At 63.8% G+C, this 21,951-nt stretch carries 19 protein-coding genes, 1 tRNA gene and 1 pseudogene; 10 read left to right on the top strand and 11 right to left on the bottom strand.

The genetic code is table 11. From position 1 onward, the window contains the following. Positions 1-10: 10 nt before the first annotated feature. From AC3WJP_RS00995 to AC3WJP_RS00970, 6 genes and pseudogenes are all read right to left on the bottom strand, one after another. A pseudogene (locus AC3WJP_RS00995) lies at positions 11-493 on the bottom strand (tyrosine-type recombinase/integrase); the annotation flags it as partial. 228 nt (positions 494-721) lie between these two features. After that, a tRNA-Gly gene (locus tag AC3WJP_RS00990) sits at positions 722-797 on the bottom strand. A gap of 66 nt (positions 798-863) precedes the next feature. Beyond that, positions 864-1,424: a CDP-diacylglycerol--glycerol-3-phosphate 3-phosphatidyltransferase gene (gene pgsA / locus AC3WJP_RS00985; RefSeq protein ID WP_493719367.1), complete on the bottom strand. Its 561-nt coding sequence runs from the start codon at positions 1,422-1,424 to the stop codon at positions 864-866. A gap of 33 nt (positions 1,425-1,457) precedes the next feature. Then, a complete protein-coding gene (gene uvrC, locus AC3WJP_RS00980) occupies positions 1,458-3,281 on the bottom strand; it encodes an excinuclease ABC subunit UvrC (protein ID WP_493719366.1) in 1,824 nt (607 codons plus the stop codon). A gap of 4 nt (positions 3,282-3,285) precedes the next feature. Continuing rightward, complete coding sequence (gene gacA / locus AC3WJP_RS00975) at positions 3,286-3,930, bottom strand: response regulator transcription factor GacA (RefSeq protein ID WP_226502787.1); 645 nt, start codon at positions 3,928-3,930, stop codon at positions 3,286-3,288. Positions 3,931-4,069: 139 nt separating this feature from the next. Beyond that, entirely contained in the window at positions 4,070-4,414 is a 345-nt protein-coding gene (locus tag AC3WJP_RS00970) for a helix-turn-helix domain-containing protein (RefSeq protein ID WP_493719365.1), read from the bottom strand. Between the two features lie 81 nt (positions 4,415-4,495). Here AC3WJP_RS00970 and AC3WJP_RS00965 point away from each other — a divergent pair, with 81 nt between their 5' ends. Next, on the top strand, positions 4,496-4,720 hold the full coding sequence (locus AC3WJP_RS00965; protein WP_493719364.1) for a DNA-binding protein: 225 nt from the start codon (positions 4,496-4,498) through the stop codon (positions 4,718-4,720). Between the two features lie 48 nt (positions 4,721-4,768). Here AC3WJP_RS00965 and AC3WJP_RS00960 read toward each other — a convergent pair whose 3' ends face one another. Continuing rightward, a complete protein-coding gene (locus AC3WJP_RS00960) occupies positions 4,769-5,227 on the bottom strand; it encodes a GNAT family N-acetyltransferase (RefSeq protein ID WP_493719363.1) in 459 nt (152 codons plus the stop codon). A gap of 417 nt (positions 5,228-5,644) precedes the next feature. Between AC3WJP_RS00960 and AC3WJP_RS00955 the strand changes: the two genes are divergently transcribed. From AC3WJP_RS00955 to AC3WJP_RS00925, 7 genes are all read left to right on the top strand, one after another. Continuing rightward, the gene (locus tag AC3WJP_RS00955) at positions 5,645-5,791 is read left to right on the top strand and encodes a hypothetical protein (protein ID WP_493719362.1); all 147 of its coding nucleotides are present in this window, start codon (positions 5,645-5,647) and stop codon (positions 5,789-5,791) included. Positions 5,792-5,838: 47 nt separating this feature from the next. Next, positions 5,839-6,933: a 3-deoxy-7-phosphoheptulonate synthase gene (locus AC3WJP_RS00950; RefSeq protein WP_493719361.1), complete on the top strand. Its 1,095-nt coding sequence runs from the start codon at positions 5,839-5,841 to the stop codon at positions 6,931-6,933. Positions 6,934-7,093: 160 nt separating this feature from the next. Then, positions 7,094-7,375: a peptidylprolyl isomerase gene (locus AC3WJP_RS00945; RefSeq protein ID WP_226502793.1), complete on the top strand. Its 282-nt coding sequence runs from the start codon at positions 7,094-7,096 to the stop codon at positions 7,373-7,375. Between the two features lie 202 nt (positions 7,376-7,577). Beyond that, positions 7,578-9,422: an extracellular solute-binding protein gene (locus tag AC3WJP_RS00940; RefSeq protein WP_493719360.1), complete on the top strand. Its 1,845-nt coding sequence runs from the start codon at positions 7,578-7,580 to the stop codon at positions 9,420-9,422. After that, positions 9,422-10,480 carry a microcin C ABC transporter permease YejB gene (locus AC3WJP_RS00935; RefSeq protein WP_493719359.1) on the top strand — a complete coding sequence of 353 codons (1,059 nt, stop codon included), beginning with the start codon at positions 9,422-9,424 and terminating at the stop codon, positions 10,478-10,480. Before AC3WJP_RS00940 ends, AC3WJP_RS00935 begins: the two co-directional genes overlap by 1 nt. Further along, on the top strand, positions 10,480-11,517 hold the full coding sequence (locus AC3WJP_RS00930; RefSeq protein WP_493719358.1) for an ABC transporter permease: 1,038 nt from the start codon (positions 10,480-10,482) through the stop codon (positions 11,515-11,517). The genes AC3WJP_RS00935 and AC3WJP_RS00930 overlap by 1 nt, the downstream gene beginning before the upstream one ends. 17 nt (positions 11,518-11,534) lie before the next feature. Next, positions 11,535-13,157: an ABC transporter ATP-binding protein gene (locus tag AC3WJP_RS00925; protein WP_493719357.1), complete on the top strand. Its 1,623-nt coding sequence runs from the start codon at positions 11,535-11,537 to the stop codon at positions 13,155-13,157. Positions 13,158-13,272: 115 nt separating this feature from the next. Here AC3WJP_RS00925 and AC3WJP_RS00920 read toward each other — a convergent pair whose 3' ends face one another. Beyond that, positions 13,273-14,550 carry a serine/threonine transporter gene (locus AC3WJP_RS00920; RefSeq protein ID WP_493719356.1) on the bottom strand — a complete coding sequence of 426 codons (1,278 nt, stop codon included), beginning with the start codon at positions 14,548-14,550 and terminating at the stop codon, positions 13,273-13,275. Between the two features lie 308 nt (positions 14,551-14,858). Between AC3WJP_RS00920 and AC3WJP_RS00915 the strand changes: the two genes are divergently transcribed. After that, entirely contained in the window at positions 14,859-16,427 is a 1,569-nt protein-coding gene (locus AC3WJP_RS00915) for a gamma-glutamyltransferase family protein (RefSeq protein WP_493719355.1), read from the top strand. A gap of 87 nt (positions 16,428-16,514) precedes the next feature. Continuing rightward, the gene (locus AC3WJP_RS00910; RefSeq protein ID WP_493719354.1) at positions 16,515-17,210 is read left to right on the top strand and encodes a GntR family transcriptional regulator; all 696 of its coding nucleotides are present in this window, start codon (positions 16,515-16,517) and stop codon (positions 17,208-17,210) included. A gap of 74 nt (positions 17,211-17,284) precedes the next feature. Here the strand turns inward: AC3WJP_RS00910 and AC3WJP_RS00905 are convergent, their stop codons facing one another. Genes AC3WJP_RS00905 through AC3WJP_RS00895 form a run of 3 tightly spaced genes read right to left on the bottom strand, consistent with a single transcriptional unit; the run spans position 17,285 to position 21,947 of the window. After that, positions 17,285-18,511 (bottom strand): amidohydrolase family protein, encoded by a 1,227-nt coding sequence (locus AC3WJP_RS00905; RefSeq protein ID WP_493719353.1) that lies wholly within the window; start codon positions 18,509-18,511, stop codon positions 17,285-17,287. After that, on the bottom strand, positions 18,508-21,081 hold the full coding sequence (locus tag AC3WJP_RS00900; RefSeq protein WP_493719352.1) for a branched-chain amino acid ABC transporter ATP-binding protein/permease: 2,574 nt from the start codon (positions 21,079-21,081) through the stop codon (positions 18,508-18,510). Before AC3WJP_RS00900 ends, AC3WJP_RS00905 begins: the two co-directional genes overlap by 4 nt. Then, positions 21,078-21,947: a branched-chain amino acid ABC transporter permease gene (locus tag AC3WJP_RS00895; RefSeq protein WP_493719351.1), complete on the bottom strand. Its 870-nt coding sequence runs from the start codon at positions 21,945-21,947 to the stop codon at positions 21,078-21,080. Before AC3WJP_RS00895 ends, AC3WJP_RS00900 begins: the two co-directional genes overlap by 4 nt. Between the last annotated feature and the right edge of the window lie 4 nt (positions 21,948-21,951).

Genomic DNA, 21,951 nt, shown 5'->3' with positions numbered 1-21,951 from the left:
TGCTTAACCCTCGACGCTCAATCTGTACGACAACATCAAGAAGGTCGGGTCGCTGCGGCTCGTAAATGGAGCTGCAGCCGATCATCGGCAAGACATCCTTGATAAAGACTCGACGAATCTGCGAAAGGGTGCTCTGGCGCCCTTCCTTGAGCACCAAGCCTCGATGATCAAGCCATTTTTCGTAAACGATTTTGAAGGTGTTCTGATCGGCGAGCTGGACGGCCTGACGTTTCGGCTTGCGATCAAGCCGCGGGTTCACGCCCTTGCTGAGAAGCACACGTGCGCCATCGCGTAGTGCACGAGCCTCCCGCAGGCTCACCTCTGGATAGGTTCCAAGAGACATCCGCTTTTGCTTGTCAGCCCAGTAGTAGCGAAAGTGCCAGGACTTACCGCCCACACCGGAAACCGCGAGGGACAGGCCATCGATATCATTGATGGTGTAGTGGCTACCAGTGGCCTTGGCTTGCCGGATAGTGAGGTCTGAAAGCGCCATGATCGAGCTCCTGAACGTGAGGTCAGGACCTGATGTTTCGCTCGCCGCTTGCGCTCCTCCAGCGTAAAACCGATGTGAAACCCGCCGTTGTTACTCTGGACTCAAAACTGGACTTGAAAAGACTTGCTGGCGGTGGTTTTCAGCAGATTTCGCTGGAACGAAAAAAGGACCCGAAGGTCCTGATTTCAATGACTTACAGACTTCAATGGAACTCTGCAGATCATAATTTGGAGCGGGAAACGAGACTCGAACTCGCGACCCCGACCTTGGCAAGGTCGTGCTCTACCAACTGAGCTATTCCCGCGTCGTGTTGACGGGCGCCATTCTATCGAATCGGCAGAGCGCGTCAACCCCTTGATTCAAAATAGTTTTAATTATTTTCCGTGGTGGTGCGCAGATGCGGCCAGGCGGCTCGCAAGTACTTGAGCATGGACCAGATGGTCAGCCCTGCCGCCACCAGCAACAGCACGTAACCGGCCACCACCCAAAAGCTGAACGCCGGCGGATTGGCCAGCAGGATAACCAAGGCAGTCATCTGCGCTGCGGTTTTCCACTTGCCGAGGTTGGACACGGCCACGTGCGCCCGCGCACCGATCTCCGCCATCCACTCGCGCAGTGCCGATACCACGATCTCGCGACCGATGATGACTGCCGCCGGAAGCGTCAGCCACACGTTGGCGTGGGCCTGCACCAGCAATACCAGGGCCACGGCGACCATCAGCTTGTCCGCCACCGGATCTAGAAAAGCGCCGAACGGGGTGCTTTGCTGCAGACGACGCGCGAGATAGCCATCCAGCCAGTCGGTGGCGGCAGCGAAGGCAAACACCGAACTGGCCGCCAGATAGCTCCACTGGTAAGGCATGTAGAACAACAGAATGAAGATCGGGATCAGGACGACGCGCAGTACGGTAATCAGGTTGGGGATATTCATTGGCACAATTGGCTACAAGGTGAGAGGGGGATTCTACTCGCTGTGCAGGTTCGCATAAATCGACTCTGCGAGCTTTTTACTGATTCCTGGGGCCTTGGCGATTTCCTCGATGCTGGCACGGGTCAACTCCTGCAATCCGCCGAAATGCTTGAGCAGGTCGCGGCGGCGCTTGGGACCCACCCCCGCCACACCCTCCAACGTCGATGTCCGCCGGGTCTTGCCGCGGCGGGCACGGTGGCCAGTAATGGCGAACCGGTGCGCCTCGTCACGAATCTGCTGGATCAAGTGCAGCGCGGGCGAATCCCCTTTCAGGGTGAATTCATGCGCCACGTCATTCAGGTAAAGGGTTTCAAAACCGGCCTTGCGGGTGGTGCCCTTGGCCACGCCCAGCAAGATCAGATCGGGCACGTCGAGCTCCTTGAGCACGTCGCGCGCCATGTTCAACTGGCCCTTACCACCGTCGACCAGCAGTACATCAGGCAACTTGCCCTCGCCTTCCTTGGCCCGCTTGAAGCGCCGGGTAAGCGCCTGGTGCATTGCCGCATAATCATCGCCTGGCGTCACGCCCTCGATATTGTAGCGGCGGTAGTCGGCCTTGATCGGCCCTTCAGGCCCGAACACCACGCACGATGCCACCGTCGCCTCGCCGCTGGAGTGACTGATGTCATAGCACTCCAGGCGCTGCGGCGGCTCATCCAGATCGAGCACTTCAGCCAGGGCCTCGAAGCGCGCGGCAACATGCTGGCGGTTGGCCAGGCGCGCACCCAAGGCTTGCTCGGCATTGGTCACGGCCAGTTGCTGCCAGCGCGCGCGGGTGCCACGTACCCGATGGCTGATGCTCAGTTCCCGCCCACGCAGGGTGTCGATGGCCGTCACCAGCGCCTCGAAGTCTTCGTGCACCACGTTGACGATCAGCTCGCTGGGCAGCTCGCGCTCGGCATTGCCTAGGTAATACTGAGCGAGAAAGGCGGACATGACCTCTGCCACCTCCTCCTCGATTCCCACCTGCGGGAAGAAATTCTTGCTGCCCAGCACGCGGCCGCCGCGCACGCTGATCAAATGCACGCAGGCGCCACCGGGGTTGACGAAGGCGGCGACCACATCGATGTCACCGGTGCCGCCCTCCATGGTCTGCTGATCCTGAATGCGCCGCAGCTGTGCAACCTGGTCGCGCAGCTCGGCGGCCTTTTCGAAATCCAGGGCCATGGCGGCTTTTTCCATGTCGACCACCAGCTCGTTGGTCAACTGATGACTGCGCCCTTCAAGGAACATCACCGAGTGACGCACGTCCTCGGCATAGTCAGCCGGCTCGGCCAGGCCCACGCACGGCCCCTTGCAGCGTTTGATCTGGTATTGCAGGCAGGGCCGCGTGCGGTTCTTGTAATAGCTGTCTTCGCACTGGCGGACGAAAAAGGTCTTTTGCAGCAGGCTGAGGCTTTCGCGAATCGCCCCTGCGCTGGGATAAGGCCCGAAATAGCGGCCCTTGGCTTTTTTCGCGCCGCGGTGAATGCTCAGGCGCGGGAAGGCACCATCGGAAAGAAAGACATAGGGATAGGATTTGTCGTCGCGCAGCAGAATATTGTACGGCGGCCGCCACTCTTTGATCAGCGTCTGCTCGAGCAGCAGCGCCTCGGTTTCGTTGGCGACGATGGTGGTATCGACCTGCGCGATATGCCCGACCAGGGCTGCGGTCTTGGGCGCCAGGCCGGTCTTGCGAAAGTAGCTGGCCAGGCGCTTCTTGAGATTCTTGGCCTTGCCGACGTAGAGCAGGCGCGCGTCGGCATCGAACATCTGGTAGACGCCCGGGCGCCCGCTGCAAGTGGCCAGAAAGGCGCTGGGATCGAATGGCGTGGTCATAGAGTCAGGCGCTGGCGTCGACCATGCCGTGTCGCACGGCCAGCAGGGTCAGCTCCACGTCACTGGTCACCGAGAGCTTTTCGAAAATCCGATAACGGTAGGTATTGACGGTCTTGGGCGACAGATTGAGCTTGTCGGAGATGATCTGCACCTTCTGGCAGCCGACGATCATCAGGGCAATCTGGATTTCACGCTCGGACAACAGATCGAACGGCGATGCCGTGGTTTGCGGCTGGAACGACTTGAGCGCCAACTGCTGGGCGATTTGCGGGCTGATATAGCGCTGGCCGGCGAATACCAGGCGAATGGCCTGGATCATCTCGTCGAGGCCGGCGCCTTTGGTCAGATAGCCCGCCGCCCCTGCTTGCAGCAAGCGCGTCGGAAACGGATCCTCTTCACAGACGGTCACCGCAACGACTTTGATATCGGGGTAGCTGCGCTGCAGTTTGCGAGTGGCCTCGAGGCCGCCGATGCCTGGCATCTTGACGTCCATCAGTACCACATCGGGCTTGAGCTCGCGCGCGTGACGCAACGCTTCCTCACCGGATTCGGCCTGCCCCACTACCTGTAATCCGTCTATGTCGGCCAGCATCCGAGTGATGCCTGTGCGAACCAGATCGTGATCGTCGACCACCAGGACCCTAATCAAGCAGACACTCCTCGTTACGCTTTCGCAATCAGATCGCTACATTAACAAACATCCGTCGTCAGACCTAGCTGAAAGCGTCACGAAAGTCGCTAATGGCGCCCTGCCGCTCAGCCGGGAAATTCGCTGGCAGCCACTGCGCTCAGGGTTTGTGTCTACCCGCCGCCGCAAGTTCCATCACACTTCCCGCCAGCAGCACCAGACCGCTGCGCGCCTGGTTGGGCATCAGCCGATAGGCTGTCAGCAACTGGCTTTCGCTGGGGTCATGGCGGTCGGCGGCGAGGGGTTCGCGGCGGCCCGTCAGCACATACAGCACATCGACGCCCTGGGCCGCCACGGCGGCCAGATAATCGGCCTTGGGTGCTCGTTCGCCGCTTTCATATTTGCCTTGGGCGTTGGGCTCCACCCCGCCGATGTCACCGAACGCACGCTGGGTCAGCTTGAGCCGCTCGCGTTCTTCCCTGAGACGTGAACCAATTCCAATCATTTGAATGTATAATCCCTTATCGACCACCCCAAAAGGGTGAAAATCTAAACACAAATAAATCGATATAAACGGATTTGAACTATGCACGGTATACGGACTGCTGCACAAGCAAAGGCTTGGCTGGAGTACCAGGGTAAATCGGTACAGGCATTTGCCAGGGAACATGGAGTCGACCCCGCTACCACCTACCAGGTGCTGGCCGGACGCAAGAAAGGCAGGCGCGGAGAAGCGCATAAAGTCGCGGTGCTACTGGGCATGAAGCACGGCGTGATACCCCCTGAAGCGCCGTACCGTCCAGAGGGGTGAGCGTGCAATCTGTCCCGCGGCCTCGCCGCACCGAGCCACGGGACAGGATCAAGGCCGGCGCGTACCGGCCTTGGCGCCGACCTGGCGCTCCATACGCAAAAAGCACTCGTCTTCACCGACCTGTTCGAAGCCATGACGGCGATAGAGTCGCTGCGCCGGATTGCTCTTGAACACCGTCAACCGCACCAGCGGCAAGCCACGCTGCACGGCCAATGCATGGGCCCACTCCAGCACCAGGCCACCGACACCGCGCCCGCGCGCGGACTCGACCATCTGCAACTCGCGAATGAACAAAGCACGCTGATCGACGCTGAGGCTGATGAAACCCAGCAGGCCAGTGGCGTCCTCGATTAAGCGATTGTCGCGCCATCGCCAGCACTCATCGAACGCATCGTCGACCCACAGCAGGCCGAACTCCCCGTAATACGGCAGCATGTTGCGCCGCGCCAGCGTTCGCGCGAACGCCATGTCGGCCACCGACGTGGCTGGAATCAGTTGCAGGCTCATGGCACCTCTTTAGCGCATGATGACGTTTTTATTCAAGGCAATAGGCCTCAGCCCCAATGGCAATCATTGTTTGTCGCCGTGCCCGCCGTTGCAAGCCGCTATTGCTTCGGTGCCCTGCAGTGCAGTAAGCTCGACCGCAATCAACGAGATGCGGCCTCATGACTTCTGCCAATCCACATTCCATGCAACCTGTACGCAACGCCGCTGGCGTGGCGCTGGGCATGGCTGTGGGCGCTCCGGTCGGCTGCGCTTCTTATTATTATGGGTATTGGTTTAGCCACTTGCGCGACTGATATCCATCGGCGCGCACCTCCCCAGGGCCGCCGGACATTGAGAACACCTCAACCCCCAGTCGGCCTCCCGACTGGGGGTTTTGTTTTTCAAAGCCTTTAACGCTATCGATCACGGAGATTCACCATGAACTACGCCACCTATCACCGCTACTGCACCTCCACCGCCTGGCGATTTAGCACCCTGCGTTCGGCCCAACTCGCCGCCAGCGAACGCACCTCATCGGGCGGCAATCCGGAACATATGGCACAGATGTGTCGAACAACCCGATAAGGGCTGCACGCGGGCTCACCAGCCTGCCGCCAGCCGAAGGACCGAACATGCATACCCTCAACACCCAGCTGCACACCCAGGCCCCTGCCCTGGCCGCCAACACCAGCCTGAGCCAGCGTCTGCCCACTGCGCAGAGCCTCAAGCAGCAATTGCCCCTGGACGCGCACCTGTCCACCCAGGTCTCTCGCCACCGCGAGGCCGTACGCGCCATCCTCGAAGGCCGCGACTCGCGCCTACTGGTAATCGTCGGCCCCTGTTCCCTGCATGACCCTGAAGCCACCCGCGAATACGCCCGCAACCTGGCGCAACTGGCCCGCGAGGTCGATGACCAACTGCTGCTGGTGATGCGCGCCTACGTTGAAAAACCGCGCACCACGGTCGGTTGGAAAGGCCTGGCCTACGACCCGCGTCTGGACGGCAGTGACGACATGGTCGGCGGCCTGAGCCTGTCCCGCGAACTGATGCTCGACATGCTGCGCCTCGGTCTGCCGATCGCCACCGAATTGCTGCAACCCATGGCTGCGGCCTATTTCGAGGACCTGCTGAGCTGGGTCGCTATCGGTGCGCGCACCACCGAATCGCAGATCCACCGAGAAATGGCCAGCGGCCTGGCCATGCCGGTGGGCTTCAAGAACGGCACCGACGGCGGCATTGCCGTTGCCTGCGACGCCATTCGCAGCGCCGCCCATGCGCACCGCCACTTCGGCGTCGATGCCGGCGGCCATCCGGCGATCATCGAAACCCAGGGCAACCCTGACGGCCATGTGGTCCTGCGCGGCGGCCATCGCGGCCCCAATTACGACGCCCATAGCGTGGCCCAGGTGCGCGAAGCGCTGATCAAGGCCAAGCTGCCCGCGCGCATGGTGGTCGACTGCAGCCACGCCAACAGCGGCAAGGACCCGCTGCGCCAACCACAGGTATTCAATGACGTACTGGCGCAGCGCCTGCAAGGCGACCGTTCACTGGTAGGCACCATGCTCGAAAGCAACCTGTTCGAGGGCTGCCAGCCGCTGAGTGGCAATCTGCGCTACGGCGTCTCGATCACCGACGGCTGCCTGGGTTGGGACGCGACTGCAGCGCTGTTGCGCAGTGCTGCCGAGCAGCTCGCCAGTGCAGATCAGCCTGTCCAATGCCTGGCGTAAAGCCCTTGTAGCGGGGGGGCTTGCCCCCGATTGCGTGGCGTCAGCCCCCTAGCGGCGGTTGGTAGGTTTTCGGGGGCAAGCCCCCTCGCTACAGACAGCGGCTGTAATTCGGCCGTCCGATCCGGTAGGCTTGTCCCTTCACTGAAAGGAGTACCTCCCCATGGCCAAAGCCACTGCCCGCCACATCCTGGTTTCCACCGAAGACAAATGTAACGAGCTGAAAAGCCAGATTGAAGGCGGTGCCGATTTTGCTGAAATCGCCAAAGCCAACTCGTCCTGCCCTTCCAGCCGCCAAGGCGGCGATCTGGGTTCCTTTGGCCCAGGCCAGATGGTCAAGGAATTCGACACCGTGGTTTTCAGCGCGCCGATCAACGTCGTGCAAGGCCCGGTCAAGACCCAGTTCGGTTACCACTTGCTGGAAGTGACCAGCCGTCAGGACTGATCCTGCCCCGGCAATAAAAACGGCCCGCCTCGATGCGGGCCGTTTCGTTTGCGGCTGCAGACGTGCATGATGGTAACAATATGTGTAGCGAGGGGTTCGCCCCGGAACGTGTGTCATCCACACCTGGCGGGGCTGACACACTGCATTCGGGGGCAAGCCCCCTCGCTACAGGGGCATTTCCTCCGTCACAGCAAGGCAGACAATGCGATCGGTTTTTACCCACATACTGCTCAGTTCCCTCCTGCTGGCCCTGACGCCCGCCATCGCCGCTCCCCTGCACGCCTTGACCGTCTATGGCGAGCCCGCCAAATACCCGGCCAACTTCGACCACTTCGACTACACCAACCCCGACGCGCCCAAGGGCGGCAGCCTGCGCCGCTCGGCCATGGAGATCGGCCAGTTCGACCATCTGCTGCCCTACCTGGACAAAGGCATCGGCGTCAGTGAAATCGACGGCCTGGTGTACTCGCCTCTGGCCGTGCGCTCCCTCGACGAGCCCTACACCGTCTATGGCCTGGTGGCTCAAGGCATCGAACGTGACAAGGATGGCCTGTGGCTGCGCTTCATCCTTGACCCCAGAGCGAAATTCGCCGACGGCACGCCGATCACCGCCGAGGACGTGCGCTACACCTTCAACCTGCTGATCACCCAAGGCAGCCTGCGCTATCGCACGCAGTTCGCCGACGTCAAGGACGTGGTGATCGAAGGTGATCGGCAAGTGCGCTTCGACTTCAAGAACAACGACAGCCGCACCCTGGCGCTGGACCTCGCGACCCTGCCAGTCCTCCCCGAGCACTGGTGGAAAGACCGCGACTTCGCTGGCGGCGGCGGTTTCGAGCCACCGCTGGGCAGCGGCCCCTATCGGGTCGGCAAGGTCGACAACGGCCGCAGCATTACCTTCGAGCGCAACCCCGACTGGTGGGGCAAGGATCTGCCAGTCAGCCGCGGCCTGTACAACTTCGATCACTTCGGCGTGGAGTTCTTCGGCGATATCGACGTCGCCCGCCAGGTGCTGCGCGGCGGTGGCTATGACTACAACCGCGAGTTTTCCGCCACGGGCTACACCATCGGCTACAACAGCGACGCCCTGGACGACGGCCGTCTGCAGCGCGCGCATCTGGCGACCAAGGGCCTGCAATCGGCCCAGGGCTACGTGTTCAACCTCAACCGCCCGGTGTTCAAGGACCGCCGCGTGCGCCAGGCATTGGCCATGCTCTGGGACTTCGAGTGGAGCAACCGGCAGATGATGCGCAACATGTACCTGCGCCAGCAGAGCTTCTTCTCCAACAGTGCACTGGCCGCCAGCGCGCCGCCGACCGCCGACGAGCTGAAAATCCTCGAACCGCTGCGCGGCAAGGTTCCTGACGAAGTCTTCAGCCAGGTGTTCCAGGCCCCGAAGACCGATGGCAGCGGCTTCATTCGCGACAAACAGCTGCAAGCCCTCAAGCTCCTCGAAGACGCCGGCTGGCATCCCCAGGGTGACAAACTGGTGAACGCCCAGGGCGAGCCGCTGAGCTTCACCTTTCTCAATGCCCAGGGCGGCATGGAGCGCTTGCTGCTGCCGTACAAACGCATCCTCGCGCAGATCGGCATCACCTTCGAGATTCGCCGCATCGATCCGTCCCAGTACCTCAACCGCCTGATGGCGCGGGACTACGACATGATCGTCACCGGCTATCCGGTATCGTCGTCGCCGGGCATGGAGCTGCTCAACTATTACGGCTCCCAGGGCGCCAACGACCCGGGCTCCAGCAACTACATGGCGCTGCAGGACCCGGCCGTCGATCAACTGCTCAAGGGCCTGGTCAGCGCCACCACCCAACCGGTGATGGCCACCTACGCCCATGCGCTGGACCGCGTGCTGCAGTGGAACTACTACTGGATTCCCAACTACTACCCGCCAGGCACCTCGACGGTGTGGTGGAACCGCTTCGGCATGCCCAGGATCCCGGCCAGCAATGAAGCCGCTCCTGAAACCTGGTGGGAGATCAGCCCCACGCCGTTGAGCAACGCGCAGATGGCCGCACGCACCCAAGGGGCACACTGATGCTGAACTACATACTGCGTCGGCTGCTGCTGATCATCCCGACCTTGCTGATCATCCTGCTGGTCAACTTCGTCATCGTCCAGGCCGCCCCAGGCGGCCCCGTCGAGCAGGCAATCGCCCGCCTGCAGGGCCTGGGCGGCACATCGGTAGGCAGCAGCGGCGGCGACAGCGCGCAAACGTCACGCGCCAGCCGCGGCCTGGATCCCAAGCTAATCGCCGATATCGAGCACCAGTACGGCTTCGACAAGCCCGCGCCTGAGCGCCTGTGGCTGATGCTCAAGCATTACGCCGTACTGGATTTCGGCAAGAGCTTCTTTCGCGGCGCCACGGTCACCCAACTGATCGCCGACAAGATGCCGGTGACCCTGTCGCTGGGCTTCTGGGCCACCTTGATCACCTATCTGGTGTCGATCCCTCTGGGCATCCGCAAAGCGGTGCGCCATGGCAGCCAATTTGACGTATGGAGCAGCACGGCGATCATCATCGGTTATGCCATGCCGGCGTTTCTGTTCGCCATGCTGTTGATCGTGGTGTTCTGCGGCGGCACCGGGGTCGACTGGTTCCCGGTGCGCGGGCTGGTGTCGGAAAACTTCGAACAGTTGACGCTGCTGGGCAAGATTGCCGATTACTTCTGGCACCTGGTGCTGCCGGTGACGTCCCTGGTGATCGGCGGCTTCGCAGCTTTGACCATCCTCACCAAGAACTCCTTCCTCAACGAGATCACCCGCCAGTACGTGGTCACCGCCCGGGCCAAGGGAGTGAGCGAACAGCGCGTGCTCTACGGCCATGTGCTGCGCAACGCCATGTTGCTGGTGGTCGCCGGCCTGCCCCAGGCCTTTATCAGCGTGTTCTTTGCGGGCTCGCTGCTGATCGAGGTGATCTTTTCCCTCGACGGCCTCGGCCGCCTGAGTTACGAGGCGGCTGTGGCCCGGGATTACCCGGTGGTGTTCGGCACGCTGTTCATCTTTACCCTGTTCGGGCTGCTGATCAAACTGGTGGGTGACATCTGCTACACCCTGGTCGATCCGCGTATCGACTTCGCCGCGAGGAATGCCTGATGTCGCGGCCTTCTGCATTCAAGCTGTCGCCCTTGGCGCGCCGTCGCCTGGACCGCTTCAAGCACAACCGCCGCGGCTGGTGGTCGCTGTGGCTGTTCGTCATCCTCTTCGGCCTGAGCCTGGGCGGCGAACTGATCGCCAATGACAAGCCGCTGGTGATGAAGCTGCACGACACCTATTACTTCCCGGTCTTCAAGCGTTACACCGAACAGGAGATCGGCGGGCTGCTGCCCTTCCAACCCGACTACCGCAGCGATTACGTGCGCCAACTGGTGACCAAGGGCGGTGGCTGGATGCTGTTCCCGCCGATCCCGTTCAGTGCCGACACGCCGAACTACGAGCTGAGCCGACCCTCACCCAGCCCGCCCACTGCGGTGAACTGGCTGGGCACCGATGATCAGGCCCGTGATGTGCTGGCGCGGGTGATCTACGGCGCACGGGTATCGATTCTCTTCGCCATCGCCCTGACCCTGATCAGCTCGCTGATCGGCATCGCCGCCGGTGCGCTGCAAGGCTTCTACGGCGGTTGGGTCGACCTGTTCGGCCAGCGCGTGCTGGAGGTCTGGTCCGGGCTGCCGGTGCTGTACTTGCTGATCATTCTCTCCGGCTTCGTCGAACCGGACTTCTGGTGGCTGCTGGGGATCATGGCGCTGTTCAGCTGGTTGACCCTGGTCGACGTGGTACGCGCCGAGTTCCTGCGCGGGCGCAACCTGGAATACGTCAAGGCGGCACGGGCATTGGGCTTGAGCAATGGCAAGATCATCGTCCGGCATATCCTGCCCAACGCCATGAACGCCACGCTCAGCTACCTGCCGTTCATTCTCACTGGCGCCATCTCGACCCTCACCGCCCTGGACTTCCTCGGCTTCGGCATGCCCGCCGGTAGCGCTTCGCTCGGCGAGCTGATCGCCCAGGGCAAGAACAACCTGCAGGCGCCTTGGCTGGGCTTCACTGCGTTCTTCACCCTGGCGGTGCTGCTGTCGCTGTTGGTATTCATTGGCGAGGCGTTGCGCGACGCCTTCGACCCCCGCGCCTAGATCAGGATATCGCTCTCGTGAAACAGCACGCCCAGACCGACCCAAGCGCCAATCTCATCGAGATCCGCGACCTGTGCGTGGCCTTCAACGGCCACACTGTGGTGCGCAGCCTGTGCCTGGACATTCACGCCGGCGAGTGCCTGGCGCTGGTGGGCGAGTCGGGCTCGGGCAAGTCGGTGACGGCCAATTCGATCCTGCAGCTGCTGCCACAAAATGGTCTGCACAGCACCGGCAGCATCCGTTATCGCGGCCAGGAGCTGCTCGGCGCCAGCGCGCGCACCCTGCAAGAGATCCGCGGCAACCGCGTGGCGATGATCTTCCAGGAGCCCATGACCTCGCTCAACCCCTTGCACAGCGTGCAAAAGCAGATCGGCGAAACGCTGCTGGTGCACCGCGGCCTGGCCGGCAAGGCTGCCCGCGCCCGCATCCTCGAACTGCTGGAACTGGTGGGCATCCACAATCCTGAACAGCGCCTCAAGGCCTATCCGCACGAGTTGTCCGGCGGCCAGCGGCAACGGGTGATGATCGCCATGGCGCTGGCCTGCGAGCCGGACCTGCTGATCGCCGACGAGCCCACTACAGCGCTGGACGTAACCGTGCAGCGCAAGATCCTGCACCTGCTCAAGGCCCTGCAACGGCGTCTGGGCATGTCCCTGCTGCTGATCAGCCATGACCTCAATCTGGTGCGCAGCATCGCCCAGCGCGTGTGCGTGATGAAGGCCGGCGAGATCGTCGAAATGGCCGAGTGCCATGCCTTGTTCGAGCATCCCCGGCATCCCTACAGCCGCATGCTCATCGACGCCGAGCCGGCAGGCGAAGCGCTGCCCCGTGACGAGCGCGAGGTGGTGTTGCAGGTCAAGGATCTGAAGGTCTGTTATGCCTTGGGTGGCGGGCTGTTTCGCAAGCCCTGGGAGCACATCAAGGCCGTCGACGGTATCGACCTCAGCGTGCAGCGGGGCAAGACGCTGGGTATCGTCGGCGAATCCGGCTCGGGCAAATCGACCCTGGGCCAGGCGATCCTGCGATTGCTGGACGCCGAGGGCGAAATCTACTTCCAGGGCCAGGCGCTGCACAGCCTCGATCAGAAACAGATGCGACCCTGGCGCAAACAGATGCAGGTGGTGTTCCAGGACCCGTTCGGCAGCCTCAGCCCGCGCATGTCAGTGGCGCAGATCATCAGCGAAGGCCTGGAAGTGCACAGCGAGATGAATGCCGGTGCCTGTGACGCCCAGGTGGTGCAGGTGCTGCGCGAGGTCGGCCTGGACCCGGAGACCCGCCACCGTTACCCCCATGAATTTTCCGGTGGCCAACGCCAGCGTATCGCGATCGCCCGGGCGCTGGTGCTCAAGCCGGCGCTGATCCTGCTCGACGAGCCGACCTCGGCGCTGGACCGCACGGTGCAGAAGCAGGTGGTGGCGCTGCTACGCCAGTTGCAGGAGCGCCATGGCCTGACCTATCTGTTCATCAGCCACGACCTGGCGGTGGTCAAGGCGCTGGCTCACGACGTGATCGTGGTCAAGGACGGCAGGGTCGTGGAGCAAGGCGCCAGCCACGACCTGTTCGATGCACCGCAACACCCCTATACCAAGGAGTTGCTCAAGGCGGCGGCGGTGCATTTGCATGCGCCGCATATCGATTGACGTTGGGACCACGTACACCCGTAGCGAGGGGGCTTGCCCCCGAAAAACTCTCGGCAACCCTGCCACATACTGACCCACCGCAGATCGGGGGCAAGCCCCCTCGCTACAGTGTGATTCAAGACATCAACGAATACACCAGCGCCGAAATCGCCACCAGGCCGACCGCCACCACAAACACGTTGGACATCGCGCCGCTATATTGCCGCATCGCCGGCACCTTGCGGATCGCGTACATCGGCATCAGGAACAGGATCGCCGCGATCACCGGGCCGCCCAGGGTCTCGATCATGCCCAGAATGCTCGGGTTCAGCGTGGCGACGATCCAGCACACCACCAGCATGAAGGCCGCGGTCATGCGGTCCAGGGCCTTGACGCCAGGGCGACGGCCGCTCTTGTGCACCAGGCCCTTGAAGCCCTCGCTGGCGCCGATGTAATGCCCCAGGAACGACTTGGCGATGGCCACGAAGGCAATCAGCGGCGCGGCGAACTCGATGGTCGGGTTGTTGAAGTGGTTGGCCAGGTACGACAGGATCGACAGGTTCTGCGCCTTGGCTTCGGCCAGTTGTACCGGGCTCAGGGTCAGCACGCAGCTGAACACGAAGAACATCACCATCGCCACCATCAGCACATGCGCACGGCCGAGGATCTGGCCGCTGCGCTCATCGGCATGCGCGCCGTGGCGGCGCTTCTGGTCGACGGCGAACGAAGAGATGATCGGCGAATGGTTGAACGAGAACACCATCACCGGAATCGCCAGCCACAAGGTGTGCAGGAACGCCGAGCCTGACGGCAGCTCGCCGGCAGTGGCGAGAATGCCGCCGGTCCAGTGCGGCACCAGAAACAGCGCCAGCAATGCCAGAGCGACGATGAACGGGTACACCAGCAGGCTCATGACCTTCACCGTGGCCTGCTCGCCGCAGCGCACGATGGCCAACAGCCCGAGGATCAACACCAGCGCCAGCACTGCACGCGGCGGCGGCGCGATGTGCAGCTGGTGCTCCAGAAAGCTGCCGACGGTGTTGGTCAGCGCCACGCTGTAGATCAGCAGAATGGGGAAGATCGCACAGAAGTACAGCAAGGTGATCAGCGCCCCGGCCTTGAGCCCGAAGTGCTCCTCGACCACTGCGGTGATGTCCCCGCCTTCGCGCCCGGACAACACGAAGCGCGTCAGCCCGCGGTGGGCGTAGAAGGTCATCGGCAACGCCAGAACCGCCAGGATCAGCAGCGGCCAGAAGCCCCCCAACCCGGCATTGATCGGCAGGAACAAGGTTCCCGCGCCAATCGCGGTGCCGAACAGGCCGAGCATCCAGGTGGTGTCCTGGCGGTCCCAGCGACTCAGTGCGGTCGGGGCCGACGCCAGGTGATCATCAACAACAGGGGCCTGCTCATGCATGCGGGACAACTCCAATCGCGAGACGGCTACAGCGCCAGGGCAGCAAAACCGCCCTGGCAGAAAAAGAGGGGCGCGATTGTGCCCTCATTGGGTGCGGTTGCAAAGCCTGAAGCGAGCAATGGCGCACTGTATGGGGGCAGATATGGCAGGGGGATTGCGGGATCGGGGGCAAGCCCCCTCGCTACACGGACCGGCGCCTGTGGCTCGCATCGCCGCCGCCCCCCCTGTAGCGAGAGGGCTTGCCCCCGAAAATGGCGCAAAAGTTGCTAGCAATAATCAATTTAAAGCTAGCCATAGGAAACGCCACAGTGCCCGCCCACGCCACCCGCGGCATCATCACCACGCCCCACCCCGACGCCAGCGCCATCGGCCTGCAGATCCTCGACGCCGGAGGCACCGCCATCGACGCGATGCTGGCGGCCAGTGCCATGCTCGGCGTGGTCTACCCGCACATGACCGGCATTGGCGGCGATGCGCTCTGGCTGCTGCATGATCGCCAGGTGCGGACCGTCATCGGCATTGGCCAGGCCGGCCAACGCTTGCCCGGTGCCGGCCGCATCGACCTGCGTGGCCCCAACGCCGTGGCCACCAGTGCCGGTGCGCTGGCCAGTTGGCAGACCGCCAAGCAGATCAGCGATCGGCAATGGCATTCGCGCCTGAGCTGGCAGGACCTGCTCGAAGACGCCGCCAGCACCGCGCAGGCCGGCGTGCCGGTCAGCGCTTCGCAGTTGTTCTGGCAAACCCGGCGTCAGGCGCTGATCGACACCCTGCCGGGCCTGCATGGCCTGTGCAAGGTCGACGGCCGCTGGCTGCGCGAGGGCGACATTCTGCGCCAGCCGGCGTTGGCCGACACCCTGCGCCACCTCGCACGCCGGGGCATCGATGACTTCTACCAGGGCGAACTGGCCCATGCTTTCGCCGAGCAGTTCAAGCGTCTGGACTGTGGTTTGACCCTGGCCGACCTGCAAGCGACCCGCGCCGACGAAGTGGCACCGATCAGCATCCGCTACCGCCAGGGCCAGCTGTACAACATCGCGCCGCCCTGCCAAGGCCTGTATACCCTGCAAGCGATGCAGGCGTTGAACGGCAAGGACATCGCCGGCACCGAGAACGGCAGCGCCCAGTACTATCACTGGCTGGTCGAGGCGATCAAACAGGGCCTGCTGCTGCGCAACCAGCAGTTGCATGACCCGGCCACCACGGCCTGGGATTACGCCGCCAGCCTGGCGCCAGCGCTGGGCCTGCAGCGGGCCGCGGCCATCGACGATCGGCACGCCGCGCCCTGGAACGAAGCAGGTCGCCCGGCCGATACCGCATGGATGGCCGCCACCGATAGCGAGGGCCGCACCGCGTGCCTGATCCAGAGCCTGTTTCACGATTTCGGCTCTGGCGTAGTGCTCGGCGACACCGGCGTGCTGTGGCAAAACCGCGCAGCCGGGTTCAGCGCCGACCCCACCCATCTCAACGCCTGGGCACCGGGCAAACGCCCAGCCCATACCCTCAACCCATCCTGCTACCTGGCCGACGACGGCGAGCGATTGTTCTTCGGCACCCAGGGCGGCGACGGGCAACCCCAGACGCAAATGGTGCTGGCCAGCCAGTTGATCGACTATTGCCAGCCAATCGAGCAGGCCCTGCGCACGCCGCGGTTCTTGCTGGGCCGCAGCTTTTTCGACGGCACCGACAACCTCAAGCTCGAAGCCGATATCGGTGCCGGGGTGATCGGCGAACTGGCGAGCATGGGCCACGATGTCGAAGCCATCGCGCCGCTCAATCCGTTCACGGGCATGGCCGGGGTCATCCGTATCGATGCCCAGGAGGGCAAACAGGCGCTGCACGACCCTCGCGGCCAGGGCAGTGCACTGGGGCAGGCCTGAGGTACGGTTTGCCCCGCAACCACAGCTGACGGATAATGCGCGATTGCACGCAGCCGGCCTGTTGTAATGGCCGTCCCAGAGGAAGACATGAGTTCCCCGATCGTTACCGCCAAGCAGCTCGAAGTCCAGCGCATCGTCGATGTCCTGTCTAAGGCCATCGCCCAGCATCGCTTGCGCCCCGGCACCCGTTTGGTGGAGGCGCAGATCGTCGAGACGCTGCAAGCCAACCGCAATCACGTCCAGGTGGCCCTGCAACGCCTGGCCATGCAACGCATCGTCACCATCGAGCCCAACCGCGGCGCGATGGTGTCGCAACCCAGCGCTCGTGAAGCACGGGAAGTCTTCGCTGCACGCCGGGCCATCGAGCGCGCGATCGTCGAGTGCATCACCCCGGCGATCATGTACAAGCAGCGCGAACGCGTCGCCCGGCACATGAGCAATGAACGCAAGGCCACCAGCGCCACCGACCGCCGGGAGATCGTGCGCGAGCTCAGCGAATTCCATCTGCTGCTCGGGGAGATCTGCGGCAATACCGTGCTCAGCGAGATCCTCGCCAACCTGATGGTGCGCAGCTCGCTGATCGTCGCCTTGTATCAACGCAACGACGTGCCGTCCTGCGCCTCGGACGAACACCAGCACATCATCAGCGCCCTGGAAGCCGGCGATCAGGCCCAGGCCATCGCGGTGATGCTCGAACACCTCGATGAACTCGAAGCGCAGTTGTCGCTGGAAGACAGCGTCGCGCCGGAGATCAACCTAAGGGATGCGCTGGCTGGGCTATAGCGATTGCGCCGCCTGCTGTAGCGGGGGGGCTTGCCCCCGAAAATAGTGCCGCCCATCGGGGGCAAGCCCCCTCGCTACAGGGCGCTGCGTGGTTTCAGCAGCCGTGGCCTATCGCGCACGAACGTCTGGCGCCCCCCTTTGAAGCCCATCAGCGGCGCCATCACTTCGGCGATCACCGCAGCGGCGGATGGCGCCGCGAATACCACGAAATCCGCCCGGCACCCCGGCGTCAGGCCATAGTCCCGCAGCCGCAGCAATCGCGCCGACTCCGATGACACCCAGCCCATGCAGCGCTGCAATTGCGCCGGGGTCGACAGCTGGCTGACGTTGGCGAACAGATTGGCCTGGCGCACCAGCGAAGCGTCGCCGTACGGGGTAAAGGGATTGCCCAGGTTATTGGTCGATACCGAGCAGGTCACCCCGCATTGATGCAGGGCCTCCAGCGGTGCCAGCCCTCTAGGGCGGTTATGAAAGTGCTCGCGCCCGCCCAGAAACAGATCGGTGGACGGCAAACAGGTCACCTGCACCCCGGCCTGCGCCAACTCCAGCCCCAGCGTATGCAGTTGCTCGCGGGGCAACACCGACAGCTTGGTCACATGCCCCACCGTCACCCGCCCGCCCCAGCCGTGCTCGCGGGTACAACGCAGCACTTCGTGCAAGGTCATGCCAGCGGGATCGAGGTCGAAGTCCAGATGAAAATCCAGATCGCAGTCGTAACGCCGCGCCAGTTCGAACAACCGACGGATCTGCCCATGGGCATCGCTGTCGGTGTAAGGGCAACCGCCCAGCACATCGGCGCCCTGCTCCAGCGCCTGGCACAGCAGCGCCTCGGTGCCGGGATTGTTGAGCAGGCCCTCCTGCGGAAACACGCAGATTTCCAGGCTCAACGCCCAGGCGAAGTCGGCCTGCAAACGGCGCACGGCATCAAAGCCGATCAGGCCGATCTGCGGATCGATCTCCACATGGGTGCGCATGTGGGTGGTGCCCTGCACGATGGCCTTCTCCAGCACCGAGGCGCCGCGCTGGTAGACGTCCTGCTCGGTGAAATCGGCCTTGGCCAGACGCGTCTGCTCGATCGCTTCAGCCAAGGTGCCGGCGACCAGGCTGCAGCGTTCGAGGATGCAGGCCTTGTCCAGATGGATATGGGTTTCGATCAATCCGGGCAGCACCAGCTGCCCTTGCAGGTCCAGCACTCGCCAGGGCAGATCGGTCGGCAGCGTCTCGACGAAATAGCCATCCAGCACGTACAGGGTGTCGCGGCCGTCTTCGAGCCGCGCGTTGATCAGTTTCAGTGCGTTCATGCTTGCGCTCCTTGCCGTGGTCCGCCCTGCCCTTGAGCTTGCCCTTGAGCCAGCTCTTGAGCCAGCTCTTGAGCCAGCTCTTGACCCTGCTCTTGACCTAGATAGGCCGCCTCCAACGACGGATCATTGCGCAATTGGGCGGCGCTGCCGGCCTTGACGATGCGGCCGTTCTCCAGCACATAGGCGCGGTCGGCCACCTGCAAGGCCAGGTTGGCCATCTGATCGACCAGCAACAGCGTCACCCCTTCATCGCGCAGCCGCGCCAGGGCGTCGTAGAGTTCGCCGATCATCGCCGGCGACAAACCCAGGGTCGGTTCGTCGAGCAGCAGGATGCTCGGCTTGGCCATCAGCCCGCGGCCGACCGCGACCATCTGCTGCTCGCCACCCGACAGCACCCCCGCCGGGCTGTCGAGGCGCTCGCGCAACCGTGGGAAGCGCTGCAGGATCGCTTCGATCTCGGCCTCGGTGTCGACCGCATCGCGACGTGAGTAGGCACCGAGCAGCAGGTTGTCGCGCACACTCAGCTCAGCGAACACCTGGCGCCCCTCCGGCACCAGTGCCAGGCCAAGCCCGGCGATGGTGCTGGCATCGCTGCGGGCGATCTCGCGGTCGTCCAGCACAATGCTGCCAGCGCTGGCGGGATGCAGCCCGGCCAGGCACTGCAGGATGCTCGACTTGCCGGCACCGTTGGCGCCGAGAATGGCCACCAACTCGCCGGGGTTGACCACCAGATCGAGGTTGTCCACCACCGGCGCGGCGCCGTAGTCGATGCTCAAGCCCTTGATGAACAGACGCGCATCGCGGCTGCCATCCCAAGGCTGCGTGCGGGGTGTCGCCTGGTAAGTGGTGCCGCCTAGATAGGCGGCAATCACCTGCGGGTTGTTGCGCACCTCGTCGGGCGTACCCCAGGCGATCGGCTTGCCGGCATCGAGCACCAGCAAACGCTCGGACACCGCCATCACCAGCGGCATGTCGTGCTCCACCAGGATCACCACTAGGCCATAGCCCGCCAAGGTGCGCAACAGCTCGGCCAAGCGGTCAGTGTCCTGGCGTCCAAGACCGGCGGCAGGCTCGTCGAGCAGCAGCACGCCGGGCCCGCTGGCCAAGGCTCGGGCGATTTCCACCAGGCGCCGATCGACATGGGGCAAGTCCTGCGCGGCGATGTTGACTGCGCCGCGATAGCCCACCAGTGCCAGCAGGTCGAGGGCCAACTGCTGACGCTCGGCGCTGGCCACCTGCAAGGGCCGACCCAGGCGCCCGCGCTGCATGGCCACCAACAGGTTTTGCAGCACCGTCAATTCGCCGAACAGCTGGGCAGTCTGATAGGTCCGCGCGATGCCGGCGCGGGCGATCTGCCACGACGCCAGCCCGGCCAACTGCCGGCCCAGCTCGATGCGCCCGCTGTCCGGCCGGTAAAAGCCACTGATGAGGTTGAGCACAGTGCTCTTGCCCGCGCCATTGGGGCCGATGATGCTGGTGACACTCCCGGCCGGGGCCTCAAAGCTGACATTCTGCGCCGCCTGCACCCCGCCGAAGCGGATACCGATGGCCTCGACGTTCAGCCCGCTCGGCGTTCGCCCATTGGCAAAAAAAGCGGCCAGGCGCTCAAGGTCGGGCGCCGCAGGGGCGTAGGCCGGTCGAGGCCGCCACCAGCGCCTGGCCAGGGCGCCCAGCAGGCCTTGCGGAGCCAGCCACAGCACCGCCAGCAGCAAGATCGAAAATATCAACAAGCGGTATTCGGCAAAATCCGCCAGCAACTCCGGCAACAAGACGATCAGCAATGCCCCGACCAAGGGCCCGAACAGCGTACCGCTGCCGCCGACGATCACCGCCAGCACGAACAGGATCGACTGGCTGAACGGAAACGAATCCGGGTTGATGAACATCATCAACGGCGCCAGCAGCGCGCCCGCCACCCCGGTCAGCCCAGCCGACAAGGCGAAGGCCAGGGTCTTGGTGTGGATCGGGTTGAAACCCAGCGAACGCGCGGCGATTTCTGCGGCGTTGACCGCCTGCATCGCCTGGCCCCAGCCACTGCGGCGCAGGCGCAGGAACCCCGCCAGCGCCAACACCATCATCGCCACCGCCACCAGCGCCATGCCCACAGCCGGGTCCAGCGCGCCGAAACTCGGCAGCGGGATGCCCATCAGGCCGTTGGAGCCGCCCGTCACGTCACGCCACTCGATCAAGCTGTGGTGGGCGACGAAGGCGAAGGCAATGGTGATCATCGCCAGGTACGGGCCCTTGACCCGCAGTGCCGGAATCGCCAGCAAGGCCCCAAGCGCGGCGCAACCCAGGAGCGCGACCAGCATCGCCAGCGGCAGCGACCAGCCGGCCAGGGTCAACAGCGCGCAGACATAGGCGCCGATGGCATAAAAGGCGATATGCCCGAAGGACATCTGCCCGCTCAGGCCGATCAGGATATTCAGCCCCACGCCCACCACCGTGGCCAGCGCGCACAGGGTGAACACCAACAAGGAGTAGCTGTCGAGCAGGAACGCGGTGACCGCGCTCGCCACGCCCAGGGCGAGGATGCCCAGCGGCGCCAGAGAAGATCGTGCAGTGCTCATACTTTCACCCGCGTCTTGATGCCGAACAAGCCGTCCGGGCGTATTGCCAGCGCGACGATCACCAGGGCGAACGTCAGAATCTGGGTAAAGGCCGAGCCGAAATACAAGGTCACCAGCGCCTCCACCACACCGAACAGCAAGCCCGCCGCGAACACTCCGCCCGCACTGGACACGCCACCGAGAATCGCCACCGCAAAGGCCTTGAGGCCGAACAGCGTGCCCATCTCCGCGCTGACGCTGAACAACGGCGCAATCAGCAGCCCGGCCACCGCGGCGAACAGCGTCGACAGCGCAAAGGCCACGGCGATCACGCGCTTGACCTTGATGCCCATCAGCGTCGCCGCCTTGGGGTTCTGCACGCAGGCTTCGAGCACCTTGCCCAGGCGCGTGTAGCGGCGCACCAGCCACAGCGCCAGGGCCATGGCGCCGCCCACCAGCGGGATCAGCAACTGCATGAGCCCGACATTGCTGCCCAGCCATTGCCATTGCACCTCGGCCAGCGCGCTGACGAACCGGCGCGGCTCCTTGCCGAAGGTGAACAGCGTGAGGTTGTCCACCAGCATGCCGCCGGCCACCGTCGCCATCAGCCAGGCTTGCGAGCCCCGCGCATGAAACGGACGCACCAGAAAGCGCTCGATGATCAGCCCGTACAGCGCCGCCAGGGCCAGGGTGGCCGGCAGCATCAACCACCACGGCCAGCCCCAGGTGACGCTGAAGCTGTAGCCCAGCACCGCGCCGAGCATCATGGCGCTGCCCTGGGCGAAGTTGACCGTGCGGGACACCACATAGGTGATGTGAAAGCCCAGGGCCAGCAGCGCGTACATGCTGCCCAGGCCCAGGCCGGTGAGAAGTGTGGCGGTGATCATGGCA

The sequence above is a fragment of the Pseudomonas sp. GW821-FHT01A09 genome, from assembly GCF_058986725.1.
This window is presented reverse-complemented; position numbering and strand designations above follow the sequence as displayed.

What these genes read in the sequence shown, in the direction of transcription:
- pgsA (WP_493719367.1), bottom strand. Translation starts at nt 1,424, where the DNA reads ATGAATATCCCCAACCTGATTACCGTACTGCGCGTCGTCCTGATCCCG.
- uvrC (WP_493719366.1), bottom strand. Translation starts at nt 3,281, where the DNA reads ATGACCACGCCATTCGATCCCAGCGCCTTTCTGGCCACTTGCAGCGGG.
- AC3WJP_RS00970 (WP_493719365.1), bottom strand. Translation starts at nt 4,414, where the DNA reads ATGATTGGAATTGGTTCACGTCTCAGGGAAGAACGCGAGCGGCTCAAG.
- AC3WJP_RS00965 (WP_493719364.1), top strand. Translation starts at nt 4,496, where the DNA reads ATGCACGGTATACGGACTGCTGCACAAGCAAAGGCTTGGCTGGAGTAC.
- AC3WJP_RS00960 (WP_493719363.1), bottom strand. Translation starts at nt 5,227, where the DNA reads ATGAGCCTGCAACTGATTCCAGCCACGTCGGTGGCCGACATGGCGTTC.
- AC3WJP_RS00955 (WP_493719362.1), top strand. Translation starts at nt 5,645, where the DNA reads ATGAACTACGCCACCTATCACCGCTACTGCACCTCCACCGCCTGGCGA.
- AC3WJP_RS00950 (WP_493719361.1), top strand. Translation starts at nt 5,839, where the DNA reads ATGCATACCCTCAACACCCAGCTGCACACCCAGGCCCCTGCCCTGGCC.
- AC3WJP_RS00945 (WP_226502793.1), top strand. Translation starts at nt 7,094, where the DNA reads ATGGCCAAAGCCACTGCCCGCCACATCCTGGTTTCCACCGAAGACAAA.
- AC3WJP_RS00940 (WP_493719360.1), top strand. Translation starts at nt 7,578, where the DNA reads ATGCGATCGGTTTTTACCCACATACTGCTCAGTTCCCTCCTGCTGGCC.
- AC3WJP_RS00935 (WP_493719359.1), top strand. Translation starts at nt 9,422, where the DNA reads ATGCTGAACTACATACTGCGTCGGCTGCTGCTGATCATCCCGACCTTG.
- AC3WJP_RS00930 (WP_493719358.1), top strand. Translation starts at nt 10,480, where the DNA reads ATGTCGCGGCCTTCTGCATTCAAGCTGTCGCCCTTGGCGCGCCGTCGC.
- AC3WJP_RS00920 (WP_493719356.1), bottom strand. Translation starts at nt 14,550, where the DNA reads ATGCATGAGCAGGCCCCTGTTGTTGATGATCACCTGGCGTCGGCCCCG.
- AC3WJP_RS00910 (WP_493719354.1), top strand. Translation starts at nt 16,515, where the DNA reads ATGAGTTCCCCGATCGTTACCGCCAAGCAGCTCGAAGTCCAGCGCATC.
- AC3WJP_RS00905 (WP_493719353.1), bottom strand. Translation starts at nt 18,511, where the DNA reads ATGAACGCACTGAAACTGATCAACGCGCGGCTCGAAGACGGCCGCGAC.
- AC3WJP_RS00900 (WP_493719352.1), bottom strand. Translation starts at nt 21,081, where the DNA reads ATGAGCACTGCACGATCTTCTCTGGCGCCGCTGGGCATCCTCGCCCTG.
- AC3WJP_RS00895 (WP_493719351.1), bottom strand. Translation starts at nt 21,947, where the DNA reads ATGATCACCGCCACACTTCTCACCGGCCTGGGCCTGGGCAGCATGTAC.